Annotated in this window: 20 protein-coding genes; 11 read left to right on the plus strand and 9 right to left on the minus strand. The window is 64.7% G+C overall.

Annotated features, from left to right (window positions below; genetic code table 11):
- Positions 1–6 precede the first annotated feature (6 nt).
- The 8 genes from AAG689_RS23040 to def all read right to left on the minus strand — a co-directional run bounded on the left by AAG689_RS23040 (position 7) and on the right by def (position 5,673).
- Positions 7–561 (minus strand): FlgO family outer membrane protein, encoded by a 555-nt coding sequence (locus AAG689_RS23040; protein ID WP_024001517.1) that lies wholly within the window; start codon positions 559–561, stop codon positions 7–9.
- Positions 558–1,244, minus strand: a complete 687-nt coding sequence (locus AAG689_RS23045) for a hypothetical protein (protein ID WP_020228820.1) — start codon at positions 1,242–1,244, stop codon at positions 558–560. Before AAG689_RS23045 ends, AAG689_RS23040 begins: the two co-directional genes overlap by 4 nt.
- A gap of 145 nt (positions 1,245–1,389) precedes the next feature.
- Positions 1,390–2,583 (minus strand): phosphoglycerate kinase, encoded by a 1,194-nt coding sequence (locus AAG689_RS23050; RefSeq protein WP_406623948.1) that lies wholly within the window; start codon positions 2,581–2,583, stop codon positions 1,390–1,392.
- 58 nt (positions 2,584–2,641) lie between these two features.
- The gene (locus AAG689_RS23055; RefSeq protein ID WP_020228818.1) at positions 2,642–2,977 is read right to left on the minus strand and encodes an AzlD domain-containing protein; all 336 of its coding nucleotides are present in this window, start codon (positions 2,975–2,977) and stop codon (positions 2,642–2,644) included.
- Positions 2,974–3,723, minus strand: a complete 750-nt coding sequence (locus tag AAG689_RS23060) for an AzlC family ABC transporter permease (RefSeq protein WP_406623949.1) — start codon at positions 3,721–3,723, stop codon at positions 2,974–2,976. Before AAG689_RS23060 ends, AAG689_RS23055 begins: the two co-directional genes overlap by 4 nt.
- Complete coding sequence (fmt, locus tag AAG689_RS23065) at positions 3,720–4,682, minus strand: methionyl-tRNA formyltransferase (protein WP_406623950.1); 963 nt, start codon at positions 4,680–4,682, stop codon at positions 3,720–3,722. The genes AAG689_RS23060 and fmt overlap by 4 nt, the downstream gene beginning before the upstream one ends.
- Positions 4,679–5,164 (minus strand): hypothetical protein, encoded by a 486-nt coding sequence (locus tag AAG689_RS23070; protein ID WP_406623951.1) that lies wholly within the window; start codon positions 5,162–5,164, stop codon positions 4,679–4,681. Before AAG689_RS23070 ends, fmt begins: the two co-directional genes overlap by 4 nt.
- Positions 5,161–5,673 carry a peptide deformylase gene (def, locus tag AAG689_RS23075; RefSeq protein WP_020228814.1) on the minus strand — a complete coding sequence of 171 codons (513 nt, stop codon included), beginning with the start codon at positions 5,671–5,673 and terminating at the stop codon, positions 5,161–5,163. Before def ends, AAG689_RS23070 begins: the two co-directional genes overlap by 4 nt.
- 202 nt (positions 5,674–5,875) lie before the next feature.
- On the opposite strand from def, the gene AAG689_RS23080 reads away from it, so the two are divergent.
- Together AAG689_RS23080 and dprA are read left to right on the plus strand one after the other, a co-directional pair.
- Positions 5,876–7,075 carry a LysM peptidoglycan-binding domain-containing protein gene (locus AAG689_RS23080; protein ID WP_406623952.1) on the plus strand — a complete coding sequence of 400 codons (1,200 nt, stop codon included), beginning with the start codon at positions 5,876–5,878 and terminating at the stop codon, positions 7,073–7,075.
- 19 nt (positions 7,076–7,094) lie between these two features.
- Positions 7,095–8,255: a DNA-processing protein DprA gene (gene dprA, locus AAG689_RS23085; RefSeq protein WP_406623953.1), complete on the plus strand. Its 1,161-nt coding sequence runs from the start codon at positions 7,095–7,097 to the stop codon at positions 8,253–8,255.
- 95 nt (positions 8,256–8,350) lie between these two features.
- Here dprA and argC read toward each other — a convergent pair whose 3' ends face one another.
- Entirely contained in the window at positions 8,351–9,262 is a 912-nt protein-coding gene (gene argC / locus AAG689_RS23090) for an N-acetyl-gamma-glutamyl-phosphate reductase (RefSeq protein WP_406623954.1), read from the minus strand.
- A 151-nt stretch (positions 9,263–9,413) separates the two neighbouring features.
- On the opposite strand from argC, the gene sucC reads away from it, so the two are divergent.
- The 9 genes from sucC (at position 9,414) to AAG689_RS23135 (ending at position 19,089) form a co-directional block, all read left to right on the plus strand.
- Positions 9,414–10,574, plus strand: coding sequence for an ADP-forming succinate--CoA ligase subunit beta (gene sucC / locus AAG689_RS23095; protein WP_406623955.1), 1,161 nt, complete (start codon positions 9,414–9,416; stop codon positions 10,572–10,574).
- 17 nt (positions 10,575–10,591) lie between these two features.
- Positions 10,592–11,485 carry a succinate--CoA ligase subunit alpha gene (gene sucD, locus AAG689_RS23100; protein WP_406623956.1) on the plus strand — a complete coding sequence of 298 codons (894 nt, stop codon included), beginning with the start codon at positions 10,592–10,594 and terminating at the stop codon, positions 11,483–11,485.
- A 152-nt stretch (positions 11,486–11,637) separates the two neighbouring features.
- The gene (locus AAG689_RS23105) at positions 11,638–12,321 is read left to right on the plus strand and encodes a TerC family protein (RefSeq protein ID WP_020228808.1); all 684 of its coding nucleotides are present in this window, start codon (positions 11,638–11,640) and stop codon (positions 12,319–12,321) included.
- Positions 12,322–12,696: 375 nt separating this feature from the next.
- Positions 12,697–13,956, plus strand: coding sequence for a protein kinase domain-containing protein (locus AAG689_RS23110; protein ID WP_406623957.1), 1,260 nt, complete (start codon positions 12,697–12,699; stop codon positions 13,954–13,956).
- A complete protein-coding gene (locus tag AAG689_RS23115; protein WP_406623958.1) occupies positions 13,953–14,759 on the plus strand; it encodes a Stp1/IreP family PP2C-type Ser/Thr phosphatase in 807 nt (268 codons plus the stop codon). The genes AAG689_RS23110 and AAG689_RS23115 overlap by 4 nt, the downstream gene beginning before the upstream one ends.
- A gap of 52 nt (positions 14,760–14,811) precedes the next feature.
- A complete protein-coding gene (locus AAG689_RS23120) occupies positions 14,812–15,450 on the plus strand; it encodes an FHA domain-containing protein (RefSeq protein ID WP_406623959.1) in 639 nt (212 codons plus the stop codon).
- A gap of 338 nt (positions 15,451–15,788) precedes the next feature.
- On the plus strand, positions 15,789–16,277 hold the full coding sequence (locus AAG689_RS23125) for a pilin (RefSeq protein WP_406623960.1): 489 nt from the start codon (positions 15,789–15,791) through the stop codon (positions 16,275–16,277).
- A gap of 31 nt (positions 16,278–16,308) precedes the next feature.
- Entirely contained in the window at positions 16,309–18,240 is a 1,932-nt protein-coding gene (locus tag AAG689_RS23130; protein WP_406623961.1) for a hypothetical protein, read from the plus strand.
- Positions 18,241–18,654: 414 nt separating this feature from the next.
- Positions 18,655–19,089, plus strand: coding sequence for a GtrA family protein (locus tag AAG689_RS23135; protein WP_406623962.1), 435 nt, complete (start codon positions 18,655–18,657; stop codon positions 19,087–19,089).
- Positions 19,090–19,156 lie beyond the last annotated feature (67 nt).

The following is a 19,156-nucleotide window of genomic DNA, read 5'->3' on the forward strand; positions in this document are numbered from 1 at the left end:
CGTGCTTCAGCGAGAGACCAGCAGGCGGCGCACGTCGCGGTCGTTGGGCAGCGCGTAGTCGTGGCCGCGGATGATGCGGCTGTCTTCCGTGCGCACGAGCTTGAGGCTCACGTAGGTGTAGTCCGCCGCAGGCGAGAACGTGCCCACGAGCACCATGGAAGCGTTGTGGTGGCGAGCGATGTCCTTGACCTCGCGCGAGAGCAGTAATTCGCCTGCGCCTTCCTTCACGAAGACATCGCCACGCAGCTTGATCTCTTTCACGTCGAAGCCGGTGGCGGCCATGGCGTTGGCGTATTGCTCCGACAGCGTACGCCCCAGCGGTGCCGAGCGGCTCAGGTCATTCACGTCCACCACGGTGGCTACGAGCACCGGGCCAGGGCCCGTGGCGGCCGTGTCGAGGCTTGCCACGAGGCGGCCTACTGCTTCGCGGCTGCTCTGCAGCAGCGGGGCGTTGATCGCCTCCTTGTAGCTCGGCTCCGCGCGCAATGGGGGAGCTTTTTGAGCGCAGCCGGCCAGCAGGAGGGCCGAGGAGGCCAGGGTCAATAGAAATGCGCGCTTCATTGCGACACCACCTTCATGTTGACGGCGCGGTAGTGCGAGGGGCGCAGGAACAGCGGCGTGTCGGCGTTTTCGAGGTAGTACACATCGGTTGTGCGCGACAGGTACTGGCCGCCACGCGAAACGGTGGTGGTCAGGACCAGTTCGGTGTTCGTCGGCCCGCCGGAGTTGATGCTGCTTGCGTAATCGGCCGCTGCCGTGAGGCCCAGTGCGGCCAGCAGCTGCGTGTCGACATGCTCATGGCGCAGGCCGTAGGCGGCCATGATGCCGGCTGCGAGCATGGTGTACTGGCCTGGAATGAAGTGCGGACGGTCGCTGTTGTGGCGGACCACCTGGGCGTGGTAGGTCACATCCAGGCCCGCGCCGGGCTGCTGGTGGACGGTGGCGCCGCTTTGCACGAATTCAGTGATGAGGAAATCACGGAATGCGAGATCGAATGCGGTCGGGTTCGGAGGAGGCGCGACATGCATGGGGGTGCCAGCGCCATAACCCGCCTTTTCCAGGGCCGAGCGGGTCTGGGCCGCAACGTCGCGCGATACCAGCTCCCAGTGGCCGGCCGACCGCACCTTGTACTGAGATGTCAGTTCGAAATTCTTGGCCAATGGAATCGGCGCGTTGCTGCAACCTGCCAGCAGGCACATGGTGCCTGCGGTGACGGTCCACCCGAGAGTCTTGATGAAAGACATGGCTCCCTCCTTCTCACAAAAGACAAATGTGAGATACGAATGTTGCGTATCTCACACGTTTGCGCACGATTCTGAGCGGAGCCCTCGCCAAAAACAAGAGAAATGTCGTTTTTTGGCGCGCCCGACCCTGAGTGCTGTTGTTTTGTCAGGACGCCGCGCGCTTTTCCAGGATCTCGAAGGCCGGCAGCTTTTTGCCTTCCAGCACCTCCAGGAAAGCGCCGCCGCCCGTGGAGATGTAGCCCACGTTTTTCTCGATGCCGTACTTGGCGATGGCCGCCAGCGTGTCGCCGCCGCCCGCGATGCTGAAGGCGCTGGACTCGGCGATGGCCTGGGCGATCGCCTTGGTGCCGCCCGCGAAGGCGTCGAACTCGAACACGCCCACGGGGCCGTTCCAGACGATGGTGCCGGCCTGCTTCAGCTGCGCGGCCAGGCGCGCGGCGGTCTCGGGGCCGATGTCGAGGATCAGGTCGTCCTCGGCCACGTCGGCGGCCTGCTTCACGGTGGCGGGCGCATCAGCCGCGAAGGTCTTGGCGACCACCACGTCAGTGGGGATCGGCACCTCGGCGCCGCGCGCCTTCATGGCCTCGATCACGGCCTTGGCCTCGCCCACCAGATCGGGCTCGGCCAGCGACTTGCCGATGGGCAGGCCCGCGGCCAGCATGAAGGTGTTGGCGATGCCGCCGCCCACCACCAGCCCGTCCACGTTCTTCGACAGGCTCTGCAGGATGGTGAGCTTGGTCGATACCTTGCTGCCCGCCACGATGGCGACCAGCGGGCGCTTCGGATTGGCCAGGGCCTGGGTGATGGCGTCGATCTCGGCGGCCAGCAGCGGGCCGGCGCAGGCTTGCCTTGCGTATTCGGCGATGCCGTAGGTCGTGCCCTCGGCGCGGTGGGCCGTGCCGAAGGCGTCGTTCACGTAAATGTCGCACAGGGCGGCCATCTTCTGCGCCAGTTCGGGGCTGTTCTTCTTCTCGCCTTTGTTCACGCGGCAGTTCTCCAGCAGCACCACCTGGCCGGGCTGCACCTGCACGCCGTCCACCCAGTCGGCGACCAGGGGCACGTCGCGGCCCAGCAGCTCCGACAGGCGCCGGGCCACGGGAGCGAGCGAATCGGCGGGCTTGAATTCGCCTTCGGTGGGGCGGCCCAGGTGGCTTGTCACCATGACGGCGGCGCCGGCGTCCAGCGCCATGCGGATGCAGGGCACGGATGCGCGGATGCGCGTGTCCTCGGTGATGCGGCCGGCATCGTCCTGCGGCACGTTGAGGTCGGCGCGGATGAACACGCGCTGGCCCTGGGCCTTGCCCTGGGCGCAGAGGTCGGAGAAGCGAAGAATGTGCATGGCTGTCTGGGCGTAGGAGTGCTGGAAATCGCGCCGCATTGTAGGCGGCGCACCCCGCTCACCAGCCCAGGCCGATGTGCAGGGGCAGGTACACCGCCATGCCCACGACGATGGTCCCCAGGATGCCCCGGCGCCAGAAGTAGTAGCCGGCGGCGCAGGCCACGGCGGGGATGCGCGCGTCGGCCAGCGTCTGGATCAGCGCGCCCTGGCTCATGAGCAGCTCCGGCGCGATCACGGCCGCCAGGGCAGCCAGCGGCGCGTATTTGAGGCCCCGGCGCAGCCAGTCGGGCATGGGCAGGTCGCGCTCGGGAATCATGAAGAACGCCCGCGTGAGCACGGTGAGCACCGCCAGGCCCAGGATGGCGGCGGCAGGGTAGAGCCAGTCCCAGCTCACGCGCCGCCTCCCGGCGTGTGCGCGCGGGCGCGGCGCAGCGAGCGCTCGGCGGCCTCGGCCAGCAGTCCCGCCGCCACGGCCGCGGCGATGGCCACCAGGATGTTGAGCTTGAGCGGCAGCGCGAAGGTGGCGATGGCCGCCGTGGCGGCCACCAGGGTGGAGAGCCAGGTGGCACGGTCCGACAGCATGGACAGCAGGATGCCCAGCAGCGCCAGCACGCCCGCGAAGCCCAGGCCCCACGAGAGCGGGATCACGTTGGCCAGCAGGATGCCGATGATGGAGGGCAGCTGCCACGCCAGCCAGTTGGACGACGCCGCGCCCCAGAAATAGGGCAGCTGCTCGGGCTGCGATTCCAGCTTGGGGAAGCGCTTCATGAAGCCCACGAAGATCACGTCGCCGCTGAAGTAGCCCAGCGCCAGCCGCTGCTTGCGCGGCAGGTAGGCGAAATAGCTGCGCCACATGCTGCTGAAGATCACGAAGCGCAGGTTCACGCAGGCGGCCGTGAGCCAGATCACCCACAGCGGAGCGCCCGCCGCCATGAGCGGCAGCACGGCCAGTTGCGCGCTGCCGGCATACACCACCAGTGACATGAAGATGGCCAGGGGCGCGGACAGGCCGGTCTTGACCATGGCCACGCCCGTGACCAGGCCCCAGGCGGCGATGCCCAGGCTGGTGCCCAGCATGTCGCCCACGCCCGTGCGGAACCACGGGTCGCGCAGCCAGCCGCGCAGCGTGTGCAGGTTCATCCCAGCACCTGGCCGGGCTGCAGGGGAAACCCGCGCAGGAAGTCCGCAGCCGCCAGGCGCTTGCCTCCGGCACGCTGCAGCACGGTCAGGCGCAGCGCCGTGCCTTCGCCACAGGCCACGGTGATGCCGTCGTCGTCTATATGCAAAATCTGGCCTTCGCGCTTGTCCAGCAAGCGCGGGCAGCTATCGATTTCGCAGCGCCATACCTTGATGGCGTCTGTGCCCAGTGCGGTGGATGCGCCAGGGAACGGGTCGAACGCGCGCACGCGCCGGGCGATCCGCGCCGCGTCCTGGCGCCAGTCGATGCTGCTCTCGGCCTTCTCGATCTTGTGCGCGTAGGTCACGCCCTCGGCGGGCTGCGGCGTGGCGGCGAGGCCGCCGTGCGCGGCCTGCTCCAGCGCCTGCACGATGAGCCGCCCGCCCATCTCCGCCAGCCGGTCGTGCAGCGTGGCCGTGGTGTCGGCGGGGGCGATGGCGGTCTTTTCCACGAGCAGCATGTCGCCCGTGTCCAGGCCGGCGTCCATCTGCATGATGGTCACGCCCGTCTCGGCGTCGCCGGCCTCGATGGCGCGGTGGATGGGCGCCGCGCCGCGCCAGCGCGGCAACAGGCTGGCGTGGATGTTGAGGCAGCCCAGGCGCGGGGCGTCGAGCACCCATTGCGGAAGGATCAGCCCGTAGGCGGCGACCACCATCGCGTCGGCCCCGGCGGCAGCGATGGCGGCCTGCGCGGCGGCGGCCTCGTCGGGGTACTTGCCGTCCAGGCGCAGGCTGCGCGGCTGGGCGACGGCGATGCCGTGCTCCAGCGCGCACTGCTTGACGGGCGAGGCCTGCAGCTTCATGCCGCGGCCGGCGGGCCGGTCGGGCTGGGTCAGCACCAGGGGAACGGTGAAGCCGGCGGCCAGGAGCCGCTCCAGGGCCACGCGCGCGAAATCGGGCGTGCCCGCGAAAATGACGTTCATCGTGCCGGGTCCCGGTCGAAAGTGCGTTCGTCGGTGAACATGACGCGGCGCACCACGCCGGCCGGGTCGATGTGCACGTGGGCCTGGCGCGGGATGCCGTGTTCGAGGATGCGGTAGGTCCAGACGTCGCCCGTGAAGCGGGCCACGTGCTCCACGAGCGCGGGCGGACCGAAGCGCTGCAGCACGCTGGTGCGCGTGTCCTCGCCGTTGCGCAAGGACTGGAACGCCTCCAGCGTGAGCGCCTGCGTGACGCGTGCGAGGCGCTGCTGCGCGTCGAAGTCCAGGTGGTAGACCTGCTGCCCGGCGGGCTGGCGGCTGTAGACCAGGCGCTCGCCGCCGCCTGCGAGCGGCACCGCGAGCGTGGGGCGGCCCATGGCGCGTTCCACCTCGGCGCGGGGCGTGCCGGGCGCCTGCCACTCGGGCACGGCGCAACCCGCCACCAGCACGGTGGCCAGCATCAGGCTGGCCAGGCGCCTGGTCATGCGCGCTCGGCCTGCTTCTGCTGCTTGAGCAGCTTGGTCTTGATGCGGTTGCGCTTGAGCGGCGAGAGGTATTCGACGAACACCTTGCCCATCAGGTGGTCCATCTCGTGCTGGATGCACACGGCCAGCAGGCCCTCGGCCTCGATCGTGCGGGGCTGGCCTTCGCGGTCCAGCGCGCGCACGTGCACGGCCGTCGAGCGTTCCACGCCGTCGTAGATGCCGGGCACGGACAGGCACCCTTCGTCGCCCACCTGCTTTTCATCGCTGGCCCAGGTGATCTCGGGGTTGATGAGAACCAATGGCGTATCGCGCTCCTCGGACACGTCGATCACCACGATGCGCTCGTGCACGTCCACCTGCGTGGCGGCCAGGCCGATGCCGTTGGCGTCGTACATGGTGGCGAGCATGTCGTCCAGCACGGCGCGCACGCGGTCGTCCACCGCTTTCACGGGCTGGGCCACCTTGTGCAGGCGCGGATCGGGGTAACAGAGAATGGGGAGAATGGCCATGGCAGAGCGCTGAATATGTCGCTATTTTCGCCACTTTTGCCGGGGCTTGCAGTATGCCGGAGCAATAATCGTTGCCGAATCAAGGGCTTGAGCACAGAATCTCAAATGGTTTGTAACGTAGTGCGGCAGTTTCTTTTGTAAATCAATTAACTGCGCTGCCAGCGAGAGGGGCGTCTTTCACATGCATGACAAGAGGAACAATATGACGGCAGCCGCCCGCGTGCGCGCCACGGCCTTCAGCACGCTGGCCGTGCTGGCGGGGGCCCTGGCGGCCGGGGCGGTGCAGGCGCAGAACTATCCCATCACGCCCGCGCAGCGCGCCACGGCGCAGCAGGTGGCCTCGCGCGGCGTCCCCTTGTCCGAGCTGGCGCCCAATGCGCCCGACACCTACGTGGTCCAGCGCGGCGACACGCTCTGGGGTATTTCCGGCATGTACCTCAAGCGCCCCTGGCGCTGGCCCGAGCTGTGGGGCATGAACCTGCAGTCCATTCCCAATCCGCACCTGATCTTTCCCGGCCAGACGCTGTATCTGGAGAAGGACGGCGGCTACGCGCGCCTGCGCACCAGCCCCGGCGGTAGCGGCGACGAGACGGTGCGCATTTCGCCCCGCACGCGTTCGGACAGTCTGGTGGGTACGGCGCTGCCTACGCTCAAGCCGCACCTGATCGAGCCTTTCCTCGTGCAGCCGCTGGTGGTGGACGAGTTGACGCTGGAGCAGGCGCCTCGCATCGTCGCCACGCGCGACGAGCGCGTGATCATGGGCAATGGCGACCGCGCCTATGTGCGCGGCGCGCAGGGCCATCCGCTGGAACTGGAGCCCGGCGTCCCGCGCCAATACCGCGTGTTCCGCAACGCCGTGGCCTTGAAGGACCCTGTGACGGGCGAAGTCCTGGGCTATGAGGCGCAGTACGTGGGCCGCGCGGAACTGGTGCGCAGTGAAACAACCGCAGCGGCACCGGACGATGCCTCCCGCGTGGAGGTCGTGCCTGCCACGGTCGACCTGAGCGGTGCCAAGGAAGAAATCCGCCTGGGCGACCGCCTGTTGCCCGCGCCGCGGCGCGGCTTCGTCAACTATGTGCCGCGCGCGCCGCGGGAAGAGGTTGACGCGCGCGTGGTGTCGCTCTACGGCAGCACTACCGTGTCCAACGCGGCGCAGAACCAGGTCATCACCATCAACCGCGGCACCGCCGACGGCATGGAGGCGGGCCACGTGCTTACGCTGCTGACCAAGGAGGAGCGCGTGCGCGACAAGACCGACAGCGAGCGCGCCATGATCCGCCTGCCCAGCGAGGCCAACGGCCTGGCGATGGTGTTCCTCACCTTCGACCGCGTGTCCTACGCGCTGATCCTGCAGTCGCAGCGGCCCGTGCAGGTGGGCGACCGGCTGGTCAATCCCGAATAATTTCCGCGCAGCCTGGAGCATGCAGCGCGACGAACTCGCGGCCTGGCTGCGGCTGACCTTGGCCCCCGGGGTGGGCAACGGTGCGGCGCGTCGCCTGCTGGCCGCCTTCGGCCTGCCGCAGCGGATCTTTGCGCAGGACGAGCAGGCCTGGCAGGCCTGCGTGAGTGCCGCGCAGGCGCGCGCGCTGGCCACGCCGGCGCCGGAGTTGGACGCCCTGCTGGAGCGCACCTGGCAATGGCTGCAGGAGGGGCGCGCGCCCGCCGAGGGCCAGGCCGCGCGCGCCATCGTCACGCTGGGCGACGCCGCCTACCCGCCGGCCCTGCTGGCCACGGAAGACCCGCCGCTGCTGCTCTACCTGCTGGGCGCGCCGCGCTGCGTGCAGGCGCCGCATGCGTTCGCGCCTGCGGGCTGCCTGGCGATGGTGGGCAGCCGCAATCCCACGGCCCAGGGCGTGGACCATGCGCGGCAGTTCGCGCGGGCGCTGCGCGGTGCGGGCCTGTGCATCGTCTCCGGGCTGGCGCTGGGGGTCGATGCGGCCGCGCACGAGGGCGCGCTGCTGGATGCGGCCGAACCCGATCCGTCTACGCCCGCCACCATCGCCGTCGTCGGCACGGGGCTGGACCGGGTCTATCCGTCCCGCAATCGGGAGCTGGCGCACCGCATCGCGCGCCACGGGCTGGTGGTCAGCGAATACCCGTTGGGCACGCCGCCGCTGCCGGCTAACTTTCCCAAGCGCAACCGCATCATCTCGGGCCTGTCGCAAGGCACGCTGGTGGTGGAGGCGGCGCTCGCCTCCGGCTCGCTGATCACCGCGCGCCTGGCGGCGGAGCAGGGGCGCGAGGTGTTCGCCATCCCCGGCTCCGTCCACGCGCCGCAGTCGCGCGGCTGCCATGCGCTGATCCGCCAGGGCGCGAAGCTGGTGGAAACCGCGCAGGACGTGCTGGAAGAGCTGCGCCTGCCGCCCGCAACGCCCGTGCCGGTCGCGCAGGAGCAGGCGCCACAGGCGCACGGCGACGCCGTGCTGCAGGCGCTGGGCTTCGACCCCATGGGGGTGGACGCACTGGGCGCGCGCACCGGCCTGGATGCCGCCGCGCTGCAGGTGCGCCTGCTGGAGCTGGAGCTGGACGGCCAGGTGGCGCGCCTGCCGGGCGGCTTGTTCCAGCGGATGGGGCGTGCCTGAAAAAGTGAGCGGCTTGCGCTTGCTATGCAAGGGTTTCAGGGTATTTTCGCGCTGAAACCCGTTGCTGAAAAGCGCAACCAGCTATGGTTTTTGCGTTACAGCCCCAGCATCAGCCTGAGGTTCTGCACCGCAGCGCCGCTGGCGCCCTTGCCCAGGTTGTCCAGGCGCGCCACGGCCACGGCCTGGCCCGCGTCCTCGTTGCCGAACACGCGGATCTCCAGCTGGTTGGTGTTCTTCAGCGCGACCGCGTCCAGCTTGCCCGATGCGGGCGCCTCTTCCACCGTGACCCATTCGCTGCCTGCGTAGTGCTGTGCATAGATGTCCTGCAGCTTGGCGAGCGTGGGACGGCCGGGCAGCAGATCCAGATGCAGCGGCAGCTCGACCAGCATGCCCTGGTCGAAATTGCCCACGGCGGGCATGAAGATGGGCCGGCGCGTGAGCCGGCCGTAGCGCACGATCTCTGGCAGGTGCTTGTGCTGCAGGCCCAGCGCATACAGCTCGTAGGCCGGCGCGCCGCCCGCTTCGTACGCCTCGATCATCTGGCGGCCGCCGCCCGAGTAGCCGCTGACGGCGGGCAGGGTCACGGGGTAGTCCGGCGGCAGCACGCCCGCGTCGACCAGGGGGCGCAGCAGGGCGATCGCGCCCGTGGAATAGCAGCCGGGGTTGGCCACGCGTTCGGCCTGCTGCACGGCGGCGCGCTGATCGCGCGACAGCTCGGGAAAACCGAAGGTCCAGCCCTCGGCCACGCGGTGGGCGGTGCTGGCGTCGATGATGCGGGGCTTCTTGCCAGGCAGGCTGTCGATGAGCGCCACGGACTCGCGCGCGGCGTCGTCGTGCAGGCACAGGATGACCAGGTCCACGCCGGCCATCAGGGCGCGCTTGGCGTCGGCATCCTTGCGCAGCTCGGGCGCGATGCTGACCAGCTCGACCTGCGGCATGGCCTGCAGGCGCTCGCGAATCTGCAGGCCCGTGGTGCCTGCCTCGCCATCGATAAAGACCTTGGGCATGGGGTGCTCCTCTTCGGTAGTACGTAATGGCCGCCATGGATATGGTGCGCCGCAGCATGATACATTTACCGGCTGCCAGTCCCGAGCCTGCGGTCAGCTTGAGCGTTTCGGCGGCAACGGGTCAACCCATCCTTCCCCTGAGAGAGACCTCATGAAGATTCACGAATACCAAGGCAAGGAAATCTTGCGCAGTTTTGGTGTGCCCGTTCCGCGCGGCATTCCCGCTTTCACGGTGCAGGAAGCCGTGGAAGCCGCTCAGAAGCTCGGCGGCCCCGTGTGGGTCGTGAAGGCCCAGATCCACGCCGGCGGCCGCGGCAAGGGCGGCGGCGTGAAGGTGGCCAAGACCATCGACGACGTCAAGAAGCTGGCCGGCGAGATCCTGGGCATGCAGCTCAAGACCCACCAGACCGGCCCCGAAGGCCAGAAGGTGCGCCGCCTGTACATCGAAGACGGCGCCGACATCAAGAACGAACTCTACATCTCGCTCGTCACCGACCGCGCCACGCAGAAGGTCGCCCTGATCGCGTCGAGCGAAGGCGGCATGGACATCGAGGAAGTGGCCCACTCCACGCCCGAGAAGATCATCACCGAGATGATCGACCCGCTCACCGGCATCACCGCCGACCAGTCCAAGAAGGTCGCTGCGGCCATCGGCCTGACGGGCGCTTCGGTGGACCAGGCCGTGGACCTGTTCGCCAAGCTCTACAAGTGCTACATGGACACGGACGCGTCGCTGGTCGAGATCAACCCGCTGAACTGCGACTCCAAGGGCAACCTGACCGCGCTGGACGCCAAGTTCAACTTCGACTCCAACGCGCTGTTCCGCCATCCCGAGATCGTGGCCCTGCGCGACCTGGACGAGGAAGACCCCGCTGAAATCGAGGCCTCCAAGTTCGACCTGGCCTACATCAGCCTGGACGGCAACATCGGCTGCCTGGTGAACGGCGCCGGCCTGGCCATGGCGACGATGGACACCATCAAGTTGTTCGGCGGCGAGCCGGCCAACTTCCTCGACGTGGGCGGCGGCGCCACCCCCGAGAAGGTGACCGAAGCCTTCAAGATCATGCTCAAGAACCCCAAGGTCAAGGGCATCCTGGTCAACATCTTCGGCGGCATCATGAAGTGCGACACCATCGCCACCGGCGTCATCACCGCCTGCAAGGCCGTGAACCTGCAGGTGCCGCTGGTCGTGCGCATGAAGGGCACGAACGAAGAGCTGGGCAAGAAGATGCTGGCCGAATCCGGCCTGCCCATCATCAGCGCCGACACCATGGCCGAAGCGGCCACGAAGATCGTCGAAGCCGTCCGTTAAGCCCTGGAGAGCAGAACATGTCGATTTACATCAACAAAGACACCAAGGTCATCACCCAGGGCATCACCGGCAAGACCGGCCAGTTCCACACGGAAAAGTGCCAGGAATACGCGAACGGCAAGAACTGCTTCGTCGCCGGCGTGAACCCCAAGAAGGCGGGCGAGTCGATCTTCAACATTCCGATCTACGCATCGGTGAAGGACGCCGCCAAGGAAACCGGTGCCACCGTTTCCGTGATCTACGTGCCGCCCGCGGGCGCCGCCGCCGCGATCTGGGAAGCCGTGGAAGCCGACCTTGACCTGGCCATCTGCATCACCGAAGGCATCCCCGTGCGCGACATGCTCGAAGTGCGCAACAAGATGAAGGCCAAGGAAGCCGCCGGCGGCAAGAAGACCCTGCTGCTGGGCCCCAACTGCCCCGGCCTGATCACGCCCGACGAGATCAAGATCGGCATCATGCCCGGCCACATCCACAAGAAGGGCCGCGTGGGCGTGGTGTCGCGCTCCGGCACGCTGACCTATGAAGCCGTGGCACAGCTCACCGAGCTGGGCATCGGCCAGTCGAGCGCCGTGGGCATCGGCGGCGACCCGATCAACGGCCTCAAGCACATCGACGTGATGAAGGCCTTCAACGACGATCCCGACACCGACGCCGTCATCATGATCGGCGAAATCGGCGGCCCCGACGAAGCCGAGGCCGCCCGCTGGTGCAAGGCCAACATGAAGAAGCCCATCGTCGGCTTCATCGCCGGTGTCACCGCGCCTCCCGGCAAGCGCATGGGCCACGCCGGCGCGCTGATCTCCGGCGGCGCCGACACGGCCGATGCCAAGCTGGCCATCATGGAAGAGTGCGGTTTCACCATTACCCGCAACCCGTCCGAGATGGGCCGCCTGCTCAAGGGCCTGCTGTAATCCCACCGCCGCCCGGGCGCCTGCGCCCGGGTTACGCAGAATTACGCACGCGCGAGAGGGCCTGCTCTCTCTACACTGTCGGTTCCAACACAAAAGAAACGCCAGCTTGGACATCCAGGCTGGCGTTTTCGATTCATAACACTGGAGCCATCATGGAGTACCTGAGCAATGCCGATTTCTGGATCGGCCTGGTGAAGATCGTCTGGATCAACATCATTCTTTCCGGCGACAACGCCGTCGTCATCGCCCTGGCAGCACGCTCGCTGCCTCCCGAGCAGCAGAAGAAGGCCGTCATGTTCGGCTCCGGCGCGGCCGTGGTGCTGCGCATTGTGCTCACCGTCGTGGCCGCCAAGCTGCTGGAGCTGTCCTTCCTGCAGATCGTGGGCGGCCTGCTGCTGCTGTGGATCGGCTACCAGCTGCTGACCGGCGAGGAGGACGAGGACGGCGAATCCAAAGGCACCGGCACCATGTTCGCTGCCATCCGTACCATCCTGATCGCAGATCTCGTGATGAGCCTGGACAACGTGATCGCCGTTGCCGCTACTGCCCAGGGCGACATGCTGCTGCTGATCCTGGGCCTGGCCATCAGCATTCCGCTGGTCATCTTCGGCTCCACGCTCATGATCAAGCTCATGGACCGCTTCCCCGTCATCGTCACGCTGGGCGCGGCCCTGATCGGCTGGGTGGGCGGCGAAACCATCGTGCACGACAACGTGCTGCACGACTACGCCATCGGCCACCCCTGGCTGCACTATGTGGCGGCTGCGGCCGGTGCGGTCCTGGTTGTGGCGGTGGGCAAATGGATGAATTCCCGCGGCGAAGTCCAGCGGGCGTAATGCACTCCGCGCGTCAGCGGATGGCGTGACAAAAATGGTAGATTGAAGCCGGCCCCCGGCCGTTTCAGGGTGCGCGCGCCTCGGCGCGTGAATTGCTAGCCAGGCAGGTTTTCCAACAGCTCGGCGGTCGGTGCAATGGCCAAGACAAGGGCTCTTTCGCAGAAAGTGCGTCCAGGGTGGGGGTGGGCCTTGGCAGCCGCTTGCCTGTTCGTATTGGCGGGAGGGCTGCTGCTGTGGCAGGAATGGCGTTGGGCGTTGCTGGGATGCGTACTGGCGTTGTGCCTGTTGGGCGCATGGGCCTCCGGCCAGCGGAAGGCCGGGCAACGTCCATCGTCCCGTAGTGCTGCGGCGCATGCGAGGCGGTACCAGCGAGGCATGGCCTTGCAGGAACAAGGGCGGTTGGAAGAGGCGTTCGGCCTCTTTCGCCATCTGCCGACAACTCCTGAACTGCTGCAGAGCTTGTGCATGCTGGCAGGAGGCTTCGAGCGTCAGCGGGACCTGGGCAAGGCCCGCAAGGTGTTCAAGCATGTGCTCCAGCGCGATGCGAATCACGAAGCAGCCAGGACAGGCCATCAGCGTGCCAAGGATATCCAGCACGCCCTGCGTGCCCTTCAAGCACCGGCAGTGCAAGCCCTGCCGAGCAGTGGTTCAGCACTGCTTCCACGCCTGGGCCCTTACCAACCGGAATGCATCCTGGGCCGAGGCGCGATGGGGGCGGTCTACCTCGCGCGCGATCCTGCGACAGGGCAGGAGCTCGCCCTCAAGACTCTGTCGCTGGGCCAGGAGTTCGAAGGCACCGCGCTGGACGAGGCGCGCCAGCGGTTCTTTCGCGAGGCCGCTGCAGCGGGTCGTTTGCAGCATCCGTGCATCGTGCGCATCCACGACAGTGGCGACGCGCAGGGCGTGGCCTACATAGCCATGGAGCGGCTGCAGGGGCAGGACCTGTCCGCTGCCTGTGCGCCGGGCCGCTTGCTGCCGGTGCGGCAAGTGTTGGGTATCGCTGATCGCATTGCCGAGGCGCTGGACTATGCCCATGCGCACCAGGTGATCCACCGTGACATTAAGCCCGCCAACATCATGTTCGATGCAGCGACGGACACGGTCAAAGTCATGGATTTCGGTATCGCCCGCATCACCGATGGCCACAAGACCCGCACGGGCCTGGTACTGGGCACACCCAGCTTCATGCCGCCCGAGCAATTGATGGGACAAGCCGTGGATGGGCGTTCCGACCTGTATGCGTTGGGCGTCACCTTGTTCCAATTGCTCACGGGCACTCTGCCACTGCGGGGGCGCACCATGGCAGAGCTGATGCAGCGCATCGTCCACGAGCCCGCTCCCAACCTGCGCGACGTGCGCCCGGAATTGCCGCCGGCTCTGGCGGCCGTCGTGGCGCGCTTGCTGGCCAAGGCGCGCGAGGACCGGTATGAGACCGGCGCCGAGCTGGCGCAGGATCTGCGCGCCTGCGAAACGTACTTGCCTGAACAGATAACCCGTGGAGCAGCCGAAAGCCTCGTCTATGATGCGAATTCCGATGCACCGGGCGATGCCATGGCCGATTTCCAGCAGACGATCATGGACCCGTCCTCCCCACCCGGCCCCTCATCGCGCGGCAGGTTTTCGGATGTTCTATGAAAGCTCTGCCCCAGTTGAGTTACGAGTTCCACGCATTGACGGACACCGGGCGCGTGCGCTCGAACAATGAAGATGCGGTAGCCATCGACGAATCGGCCCAACTGGCCATCTTGGCCGATGGCATGGGCGGCTACAACGCCGGCGAAGTGGCCAGCGGCATGGCCACCACCTACATCGGCACGGAGATGGCCCGCTGGCTGCAGGAGCAAGGCACGAATGCCGATGCTGCCGACGTGCGCCGAGCCATGGAAGCCTGCGTGGACAACGCCAATCACGCTATCCTGGGTGCATCGCTGGCCAACCCTCAATACATGGGCATGGGCACCACCTTGGTCGTGGCGGTGTTCCTTGGTGACCGCCTGATCCTGGGCCACGTAGGCGACTCGCGCTGCTATCGGTTGCGCGCAGGCGTGCTGAAGCAGATCACGCGGGACCACTCCTGGCTGCAGGAGCAGATCGACGCGGGCCTTCTCACCCCAGAGGAGGCTGCGAGATCAGGCCAGCGCAACCTTGTCACGCGAGCGTTGGGCGTGGAAGGCACGGTGCACATCGAGGTCAACGAATTCGCGGTGGAGCAGCAGGACCTGTTCATCCTGTGTTCGGACGGCCTGACCGATATGGTGGACGACGATGACCTTGCCGCCATTGCCCGCCAAGCCATTCCATTGAAGGACAAGGCACAGCGCATGATCGACCTGGCCAATGCCTTGGGCGGGCGCGACAACATCAGCGTGCTGCTGGTGCGGACATCCGCGCCCGGCGGAAAACGCGGACTGATGTCCCGGCTGCTTCGCGCGCCGTGAGCCTGAAACTTGCTTTTGTTTCCGAATAATTGGCTGCAGAAGGAAAAAGAACATGCCCAGACTGGTCGTCTCTATCGACGGAGTCGTCATCAAGGAAGCCCCGCTCGTCAAGGAGCACACGGCCGTGGGGCGACGCCCTTATAACGATGTGGTGATCGACAATCTGGCCGTCAGCGGCGAGCATGCGGTGTTCCATTTGGCGGGCGGTGAAGCCGAGGTCGAGGACCTGAACAGCACCAACGGAACCTACGTCAACGGCAAGGCCGTCAAGCGCCAGGCGCTGCGCAGCGGCGACACCGTGGAGGTCGGCAAGTACAAGATCCGGTTCCTGAGCGAGGAAGAAGCGCCGGGGTTCGAGAAAACCATGCTTTTCAAGCCGGGCACTCTCGCTCCGCAGAAACACGTGGCCGCCACGTCGGCCCCGGTCGTCCTCAGCGCTGCCGTGCGCGTCCTCTCCGGCCCCGCTGCCGGGCGCGAGGTGGCCTTGTTGAAGGTGGTCACCACCATCGGCAAACCCGGCGTGGCGGTGGCCTCCATTACCAAGCGGCATCAGGGCTTTGTGCTGGCCCATGTGGAAGGCGCGGAGTTTCCGCTGCTCAACGGCAATGCGCTTGGCGGCGAGCCCGTCGTCCTGCAAAGCGGCGACCGTATTGCTCTGGCGGGCACCGAGATGGAGTTTGTCCAGGGCTAACGCATGCGGCCGCAGTTGCTCTAAAAAAGAGAGCATTCGCGCTTGCCAGATAGGAGAAAGCATACAAAATACCTTTGTCTCCTGGTCGGGGGCTCCTCTTTCCCCGGCCGGCCGCTGCGAGCTTTTGAGCGCCAGGGGCGACACCCTGTTGACCGAAAGGGACATCCCTGGGTGACAAATGTGTCGTTTTGTGAGGCTTGCTTCGGGGTGGACGTGGATGCCCGAAGGGACAAAGGGGCGTGTGCTGCAATGCCCGTCCTGGCACGAAAAATGCTGGAAATACAGCACCCTCCCGGTTTCTTCGGGGGGCTTGTCCACAAACTCCCGAGGAGTCATTTATGAAGCGCACCCTGCAACAAGGTTTCACCCTGATCGAACTGATGATCGTGGTGGCGATCATCGGCATTCTGGCTGCCGTGGCGCTGCCGGCGTATCAGGACTACACCGTCCGCGCTAAGGTGTCCGAAGTCATCTTGGCAGCATCCGCCTGCCGCACCACTATCACCGAGACCGTGCAGAGCACGGTCGGCACGACGCTGCCGGCCGCTGGAGCCTGGGGTTGCGAGTCCAGCGGTGGCGTGACCAAGTATGTGGATTCTGTCGCTACGAATAATGCTGGCAAAGTAACGATCACGACCTCCAACAAGGCCGATCTGAAGGATGCTGCAAGTAAGGCCGTCACGTTGGTTCCGATGAAAGACGCAACTAACGCGATCGCAAATGGCGACGTTCAGGTGACGGTGTTTGGCTGGCGCTGCGGCCTTGCTGCCGACGGCACCGACCTCCCGCAGAAGTACCTGCCGGGTTCTTGCCGCGGTCAGTTCTAATACTGTCTAGCCCGATGAAGGGATGGCCTGCTTGAAGGCCATCCCTTTTTTCTGCATGAAAAAACAGTCAATCATTGAAGCGGTGGCGGCGGTCATGCTGGTCATCGCAACACTTGCCTACTACCGGGGTTATGTAGGCATACGCCACGATGCCACGCTTTATGTGGCTCAAATGCTTTATGTGATTGATCCGTCGACATTTTCGAATGACCTCTTTTTTAAATATGGCTCGCAGGCTAATTTCACGCTCTTCCCTCACTTAGCAGCTTTCGCCAACCGATTTTTCCCAGACGTTGGTGCCCTATGGAGGTTCGGCGGCGCTCTTTCGCTGCTGCTTTACGCTGCGGCCTGCGCATACACCCTTTCTGCCTGGTTGCAGGATAGCCGCACGATCTGCCTGTTCGCGATATGCCTCGCCATATTTTGGCCTGGGTATTATGGGCATCACCAGGTAATCACGTATGCCGAACCATATTTTACGGCGCGCGGTCTCGCCGAGCCGCTCATAATATTCGCGTTGGGCGCGCTTATACGGAAAAAATTCTGGCTTGTTGGCGTTTTAGGCTTGCTGGCTGCGGCGCTGCACCCGCTGCAGGCGGTTCCTCTCGCGGGCATATTGGTAATATTCACTACTCCTGAGCGGTTGAGGAAATTTTACTTAATCGGCTTAGTGGCCGGTTTTCTCCTGCTCATTGGAATTCAAGGGGCGGGCTTGCCCTGGCCCGGTCTTGCGACTTATGACGAGTATTGGTGGGATGCCGTCGAGAATTCGAATGGTTTCGTTCTGTTGCAGCAATGGAGTGTCGCTGATTGGATTCGTTTAGGCCTGGACTTCTGGTTGGTTCGGCTCGCACGCGATCATGCGTCTGCACGAGTGCAAAAAGTGCTGGACGCCGTGCTATGGACCGCCGTACTAGGCTTTGTCGTGGCGCTACTATACGCTGACGGACTGCGTCTCGTGCTGGCCACAAGCACCCAATTCTGGCGTGCTCAATGGATTTTGCATTGGTGCGCTGTGGCAAGTTTCGTTGCCATAGTGAGTGCATGGGCACGGTTCGAAAAATCAAATTTTCGAACGCCACCTACACGGCTGATTTTTATTGTGGTCGCCTTTTTGTTATCGGCACCCACTCGCCCTGTTGAGACGGCATATGCGGCACTGCTGTGTGCGCTGCTGTATACCGCTTGGCCGAGCATACAATTTCGCATTGGCACTCGATATGAGGCCATGCTTCGCACGGCAGTGGTCGCCGCCGTGGTGATCATTGTCGTACGCCATGCTTTTTACATAGGAACCGACGAAAGCATCGCTCTGGCCGGCGATGATGGAAGCATCGCAATTTCCAAAGTGTTTCAGCCCGTCGTCGCTGTCGGGCTGTTCGCGGCCGCATTGATGGCCTGGGAGCGGCTGGCCCAATTTTGGCGTTTGCCAGTGACGACTGTGGGTACTGTATTGGCCATATTCCTCGTCTTGCGCTGGGATGGCCGCGCACCGGAAACCCATCTGATCGAATCTATGCCCGCCAATCCCGATATGTTTGGCTGGAAGATCGAACCGGATGCAACCGTCTATTGGTCGAATGAAAATTTGGCGCCGTGGCTGCTGCTGCATCGCGCCGTCTATCTCAGTGGATCACAACAGGGTGGATTATTGTTTAACCGCGAAACGGCGCTGGAGTCATACCGCCGACGCGACGCAATCGCGCCGCTGGAACTGCAGGCGCAATTGTGCATGATTTTCGAGAGCATCCAAAAAGGCGCTCAAATCCGCTCCAATTGCCTGCCGGATGCGGCACTGGTGGGGGACATGTGCGCCATGGCGGGTTCTGCGCTGCAATACGTCATTTTCCCGGGGAGACTCCATGAATCCGGCAATGTTCATCCCGTTGGAAGCTACGTTTTTCGCAGCGTGCGGGGTATCGAGAAAACACACTATCTCTACCGTTGCGCAGATTTGGTGTAGCCCGATACCCATGGTCATTAACCCGCAATTATGTCAATGTACGGGCAGCTAGCATCGCTTCCATTTTGGCTGGCACCGCATTCAGTTGCTGGCTGAACCGTTTTACATGGGCGTGGCCCATGAACTCTGCCACGCTCGAAGTTAATTGACCCGTTGGCGAGAAGTAGAGACTCCAAGGGTGTCAGGTCCCAAGCCGGACAATATGGCGCCGCCGCACGAATGACCTGTGGCCTTTGTAGGGGTGTCGACCATGGAGAGGCTGCCTCTCAAAATTCTATCTCTGCCATCCTGATGAAACAATGGGTGGCGGTGTTGACAAGCGAAGGGTCCGATATTCTGAGGGGCGCTCGATCGTTCTTTCGACCGCGGAGCTGCTGGTACCCAGGTTTACCTATATAAATGCAAGGGTTTCATATGAGACAAGGCCAATCGGGGGAGGCGCCACTGACCAAGAATGCTGGCACGCATGCTGCGCTGACGCTGCAGTTCGTCAAGTATTTTTTGGTGGCGGTCATTGCCTTGCTGGTCGATACGGGGATGCTCTCGGTTGCGGTAAGGATCCTGGCATTGCCCCTGCCGCTTGCTGTGGGGATCGCCTTTCTGATGGGTGCATGCGTGAATTACTGGCTCAGCATTAAATGGGTTTTTGATTGGCGCAGGTTCAAAGGGAACGGAAGGCAAGAGTTCATCATTTTTTTGCTCATTGGGGCTGTTGGGCTGATGCTGACGCAGGCGGTGATGCAGATCGGATTCTTATGGCTAGGCCTCAATCTCGAGTTCGTCAAGTTTTTTGCTGCCGGGTTGACTTTTGTTTTTAATTTTTCCGTGCGAAAAATGCTTCTTTTCTGAGCGTGCTGGGTGCCGCTCAGGGTTTCGTGGAAATTTTTTATTCGATTGATAATATCAAGCATCAAAA

Source organism: Acidovorax sp. SDU_ACID1 (assembly GCF_045291395.1).
Classification (GTDB): Bacteria; Pseudomonadota; Gammaproteobacteria; order Burkholderiales; family Burkholderiaceae_C; genus MR-S7.

Coding starts and splice junctions, on each gene's coding strand:
- AAG689_RS23070 (WP_406623951.1), bottom strand. CDS start 5,164: ATGACCAGGCGCCTGGCCAGCCTGATGCTGGCCACCGTGCTGGTGGCG.
- AAG689_RS23060 (WP_406623949.1), bottom strand. CDS start 3,723: ATGAACCTGCACACGCTGCGCGGCTGGCTGCGCGACCCGTGGTTCCGC.
- sucD (WP_406623956.1), top strand. CDS start 10,592: ATGTCGATTTACATCAACAAAGACACCAAGGTCATCACCCAGGGCATC.
- AAG689_RS23110 (WP_406623957.1), top strand. CDS start 12,697: ATGGCCTTGCAGGAACAAGGGCGGTTGGAAGAGGCGTTCGGCCTCTTT.
- AAG689_RS23120 (WP_406623959.1), top strand. CDS start 14,812: ATGCCCAGACTGGTCGTCTCTATCGACGGAGTCGTCATCAAGGAAGCC.
- AAG689_RS23115 (WP_406623958.1), top strand. CDS start 13,953: ATGAAAGCTCTGCCCCAGTTGAGTTACGAGTTCCACGCATTGACGGAC.
- argC (WP_406623954.1), bottom strand. CDS start 9,262: ATGCCCAAGGTCTTTATCGATGGCGAGGCAGGCACCACGGGCCTGCAG.
- AAG689_RS23135 (WP_406623962.1), top strand. CDS start 18,655: ATGAGACAAGGCCAATCGGGGGAGGCGCCACTGACCAAGAATGCTGGC.
- AAG689_RS23105 (WP_020228808.1), top strand. CDS start 11,638: ATGGAGTACCTGAGCAATGCCGATTTCTGGATCGGCCTGGTGAAGATC.
- def (WP_020228814.1), bottom strand. CDS start 5,673: ATGGCCATTCTCCCCATTCTCTGTTACCCCGATCCGCGCCTGCACAAG.
- fmt (WP_406623950.1), bottom strand. CDS start 4,682: ATGAACGTCATTTTCGCGGGCACGCCCGATTTCGCGCGCGTGGCCCTG.
- AAG689_RS23080 (WP_406623952.1), top strand. CDS start 5,876: ATGACGGCAGCCGCCCGCGTGCGCGCCACGGCCTTCAGCACGCTGGCC.
- AAG689_RS23045 (WP_020228820.1), bottom strand. CDS start 1,244: ATGTCTTTCATCAAGACTCTCGGGTGGACCGTCACCGCAGGCACCATG.
- sucC (WP_406623955.1), top strand. CDS start 9,414: ATGAAGATTCACGAATACCAAGGCAAGGAAATCTTGCGCAGTTTTGGT.
- dprA (WP_406623953.1), top strand. CDS start 7,095: ATGCAGCGCGACGAACTCGCGGCCTGGCTGCGGCTGACCTTGGCCCCC.
- AAG689_RS23040 (WP_024001517.1), bottom strand. CDS start 561: ATGAAGCGCGCATTTCTATTGACCCTGGCCTCCTCGGCCCTCCTGCTG.
- AAG689_RS23050 (WP_406623948.1), bottom strand. CDS start 2,583: ATGCACATTCTTCGCTTCTCCGACCTCTGCGCCCAGGGCAAGGCCCAG.
- AAG689_RS23125 (WP_406623960.1), top strand. CDS start 15,789: ATGAAGCGCACCCTGCAACAAGGTTTCACCCTGATCGAACTGATGATC.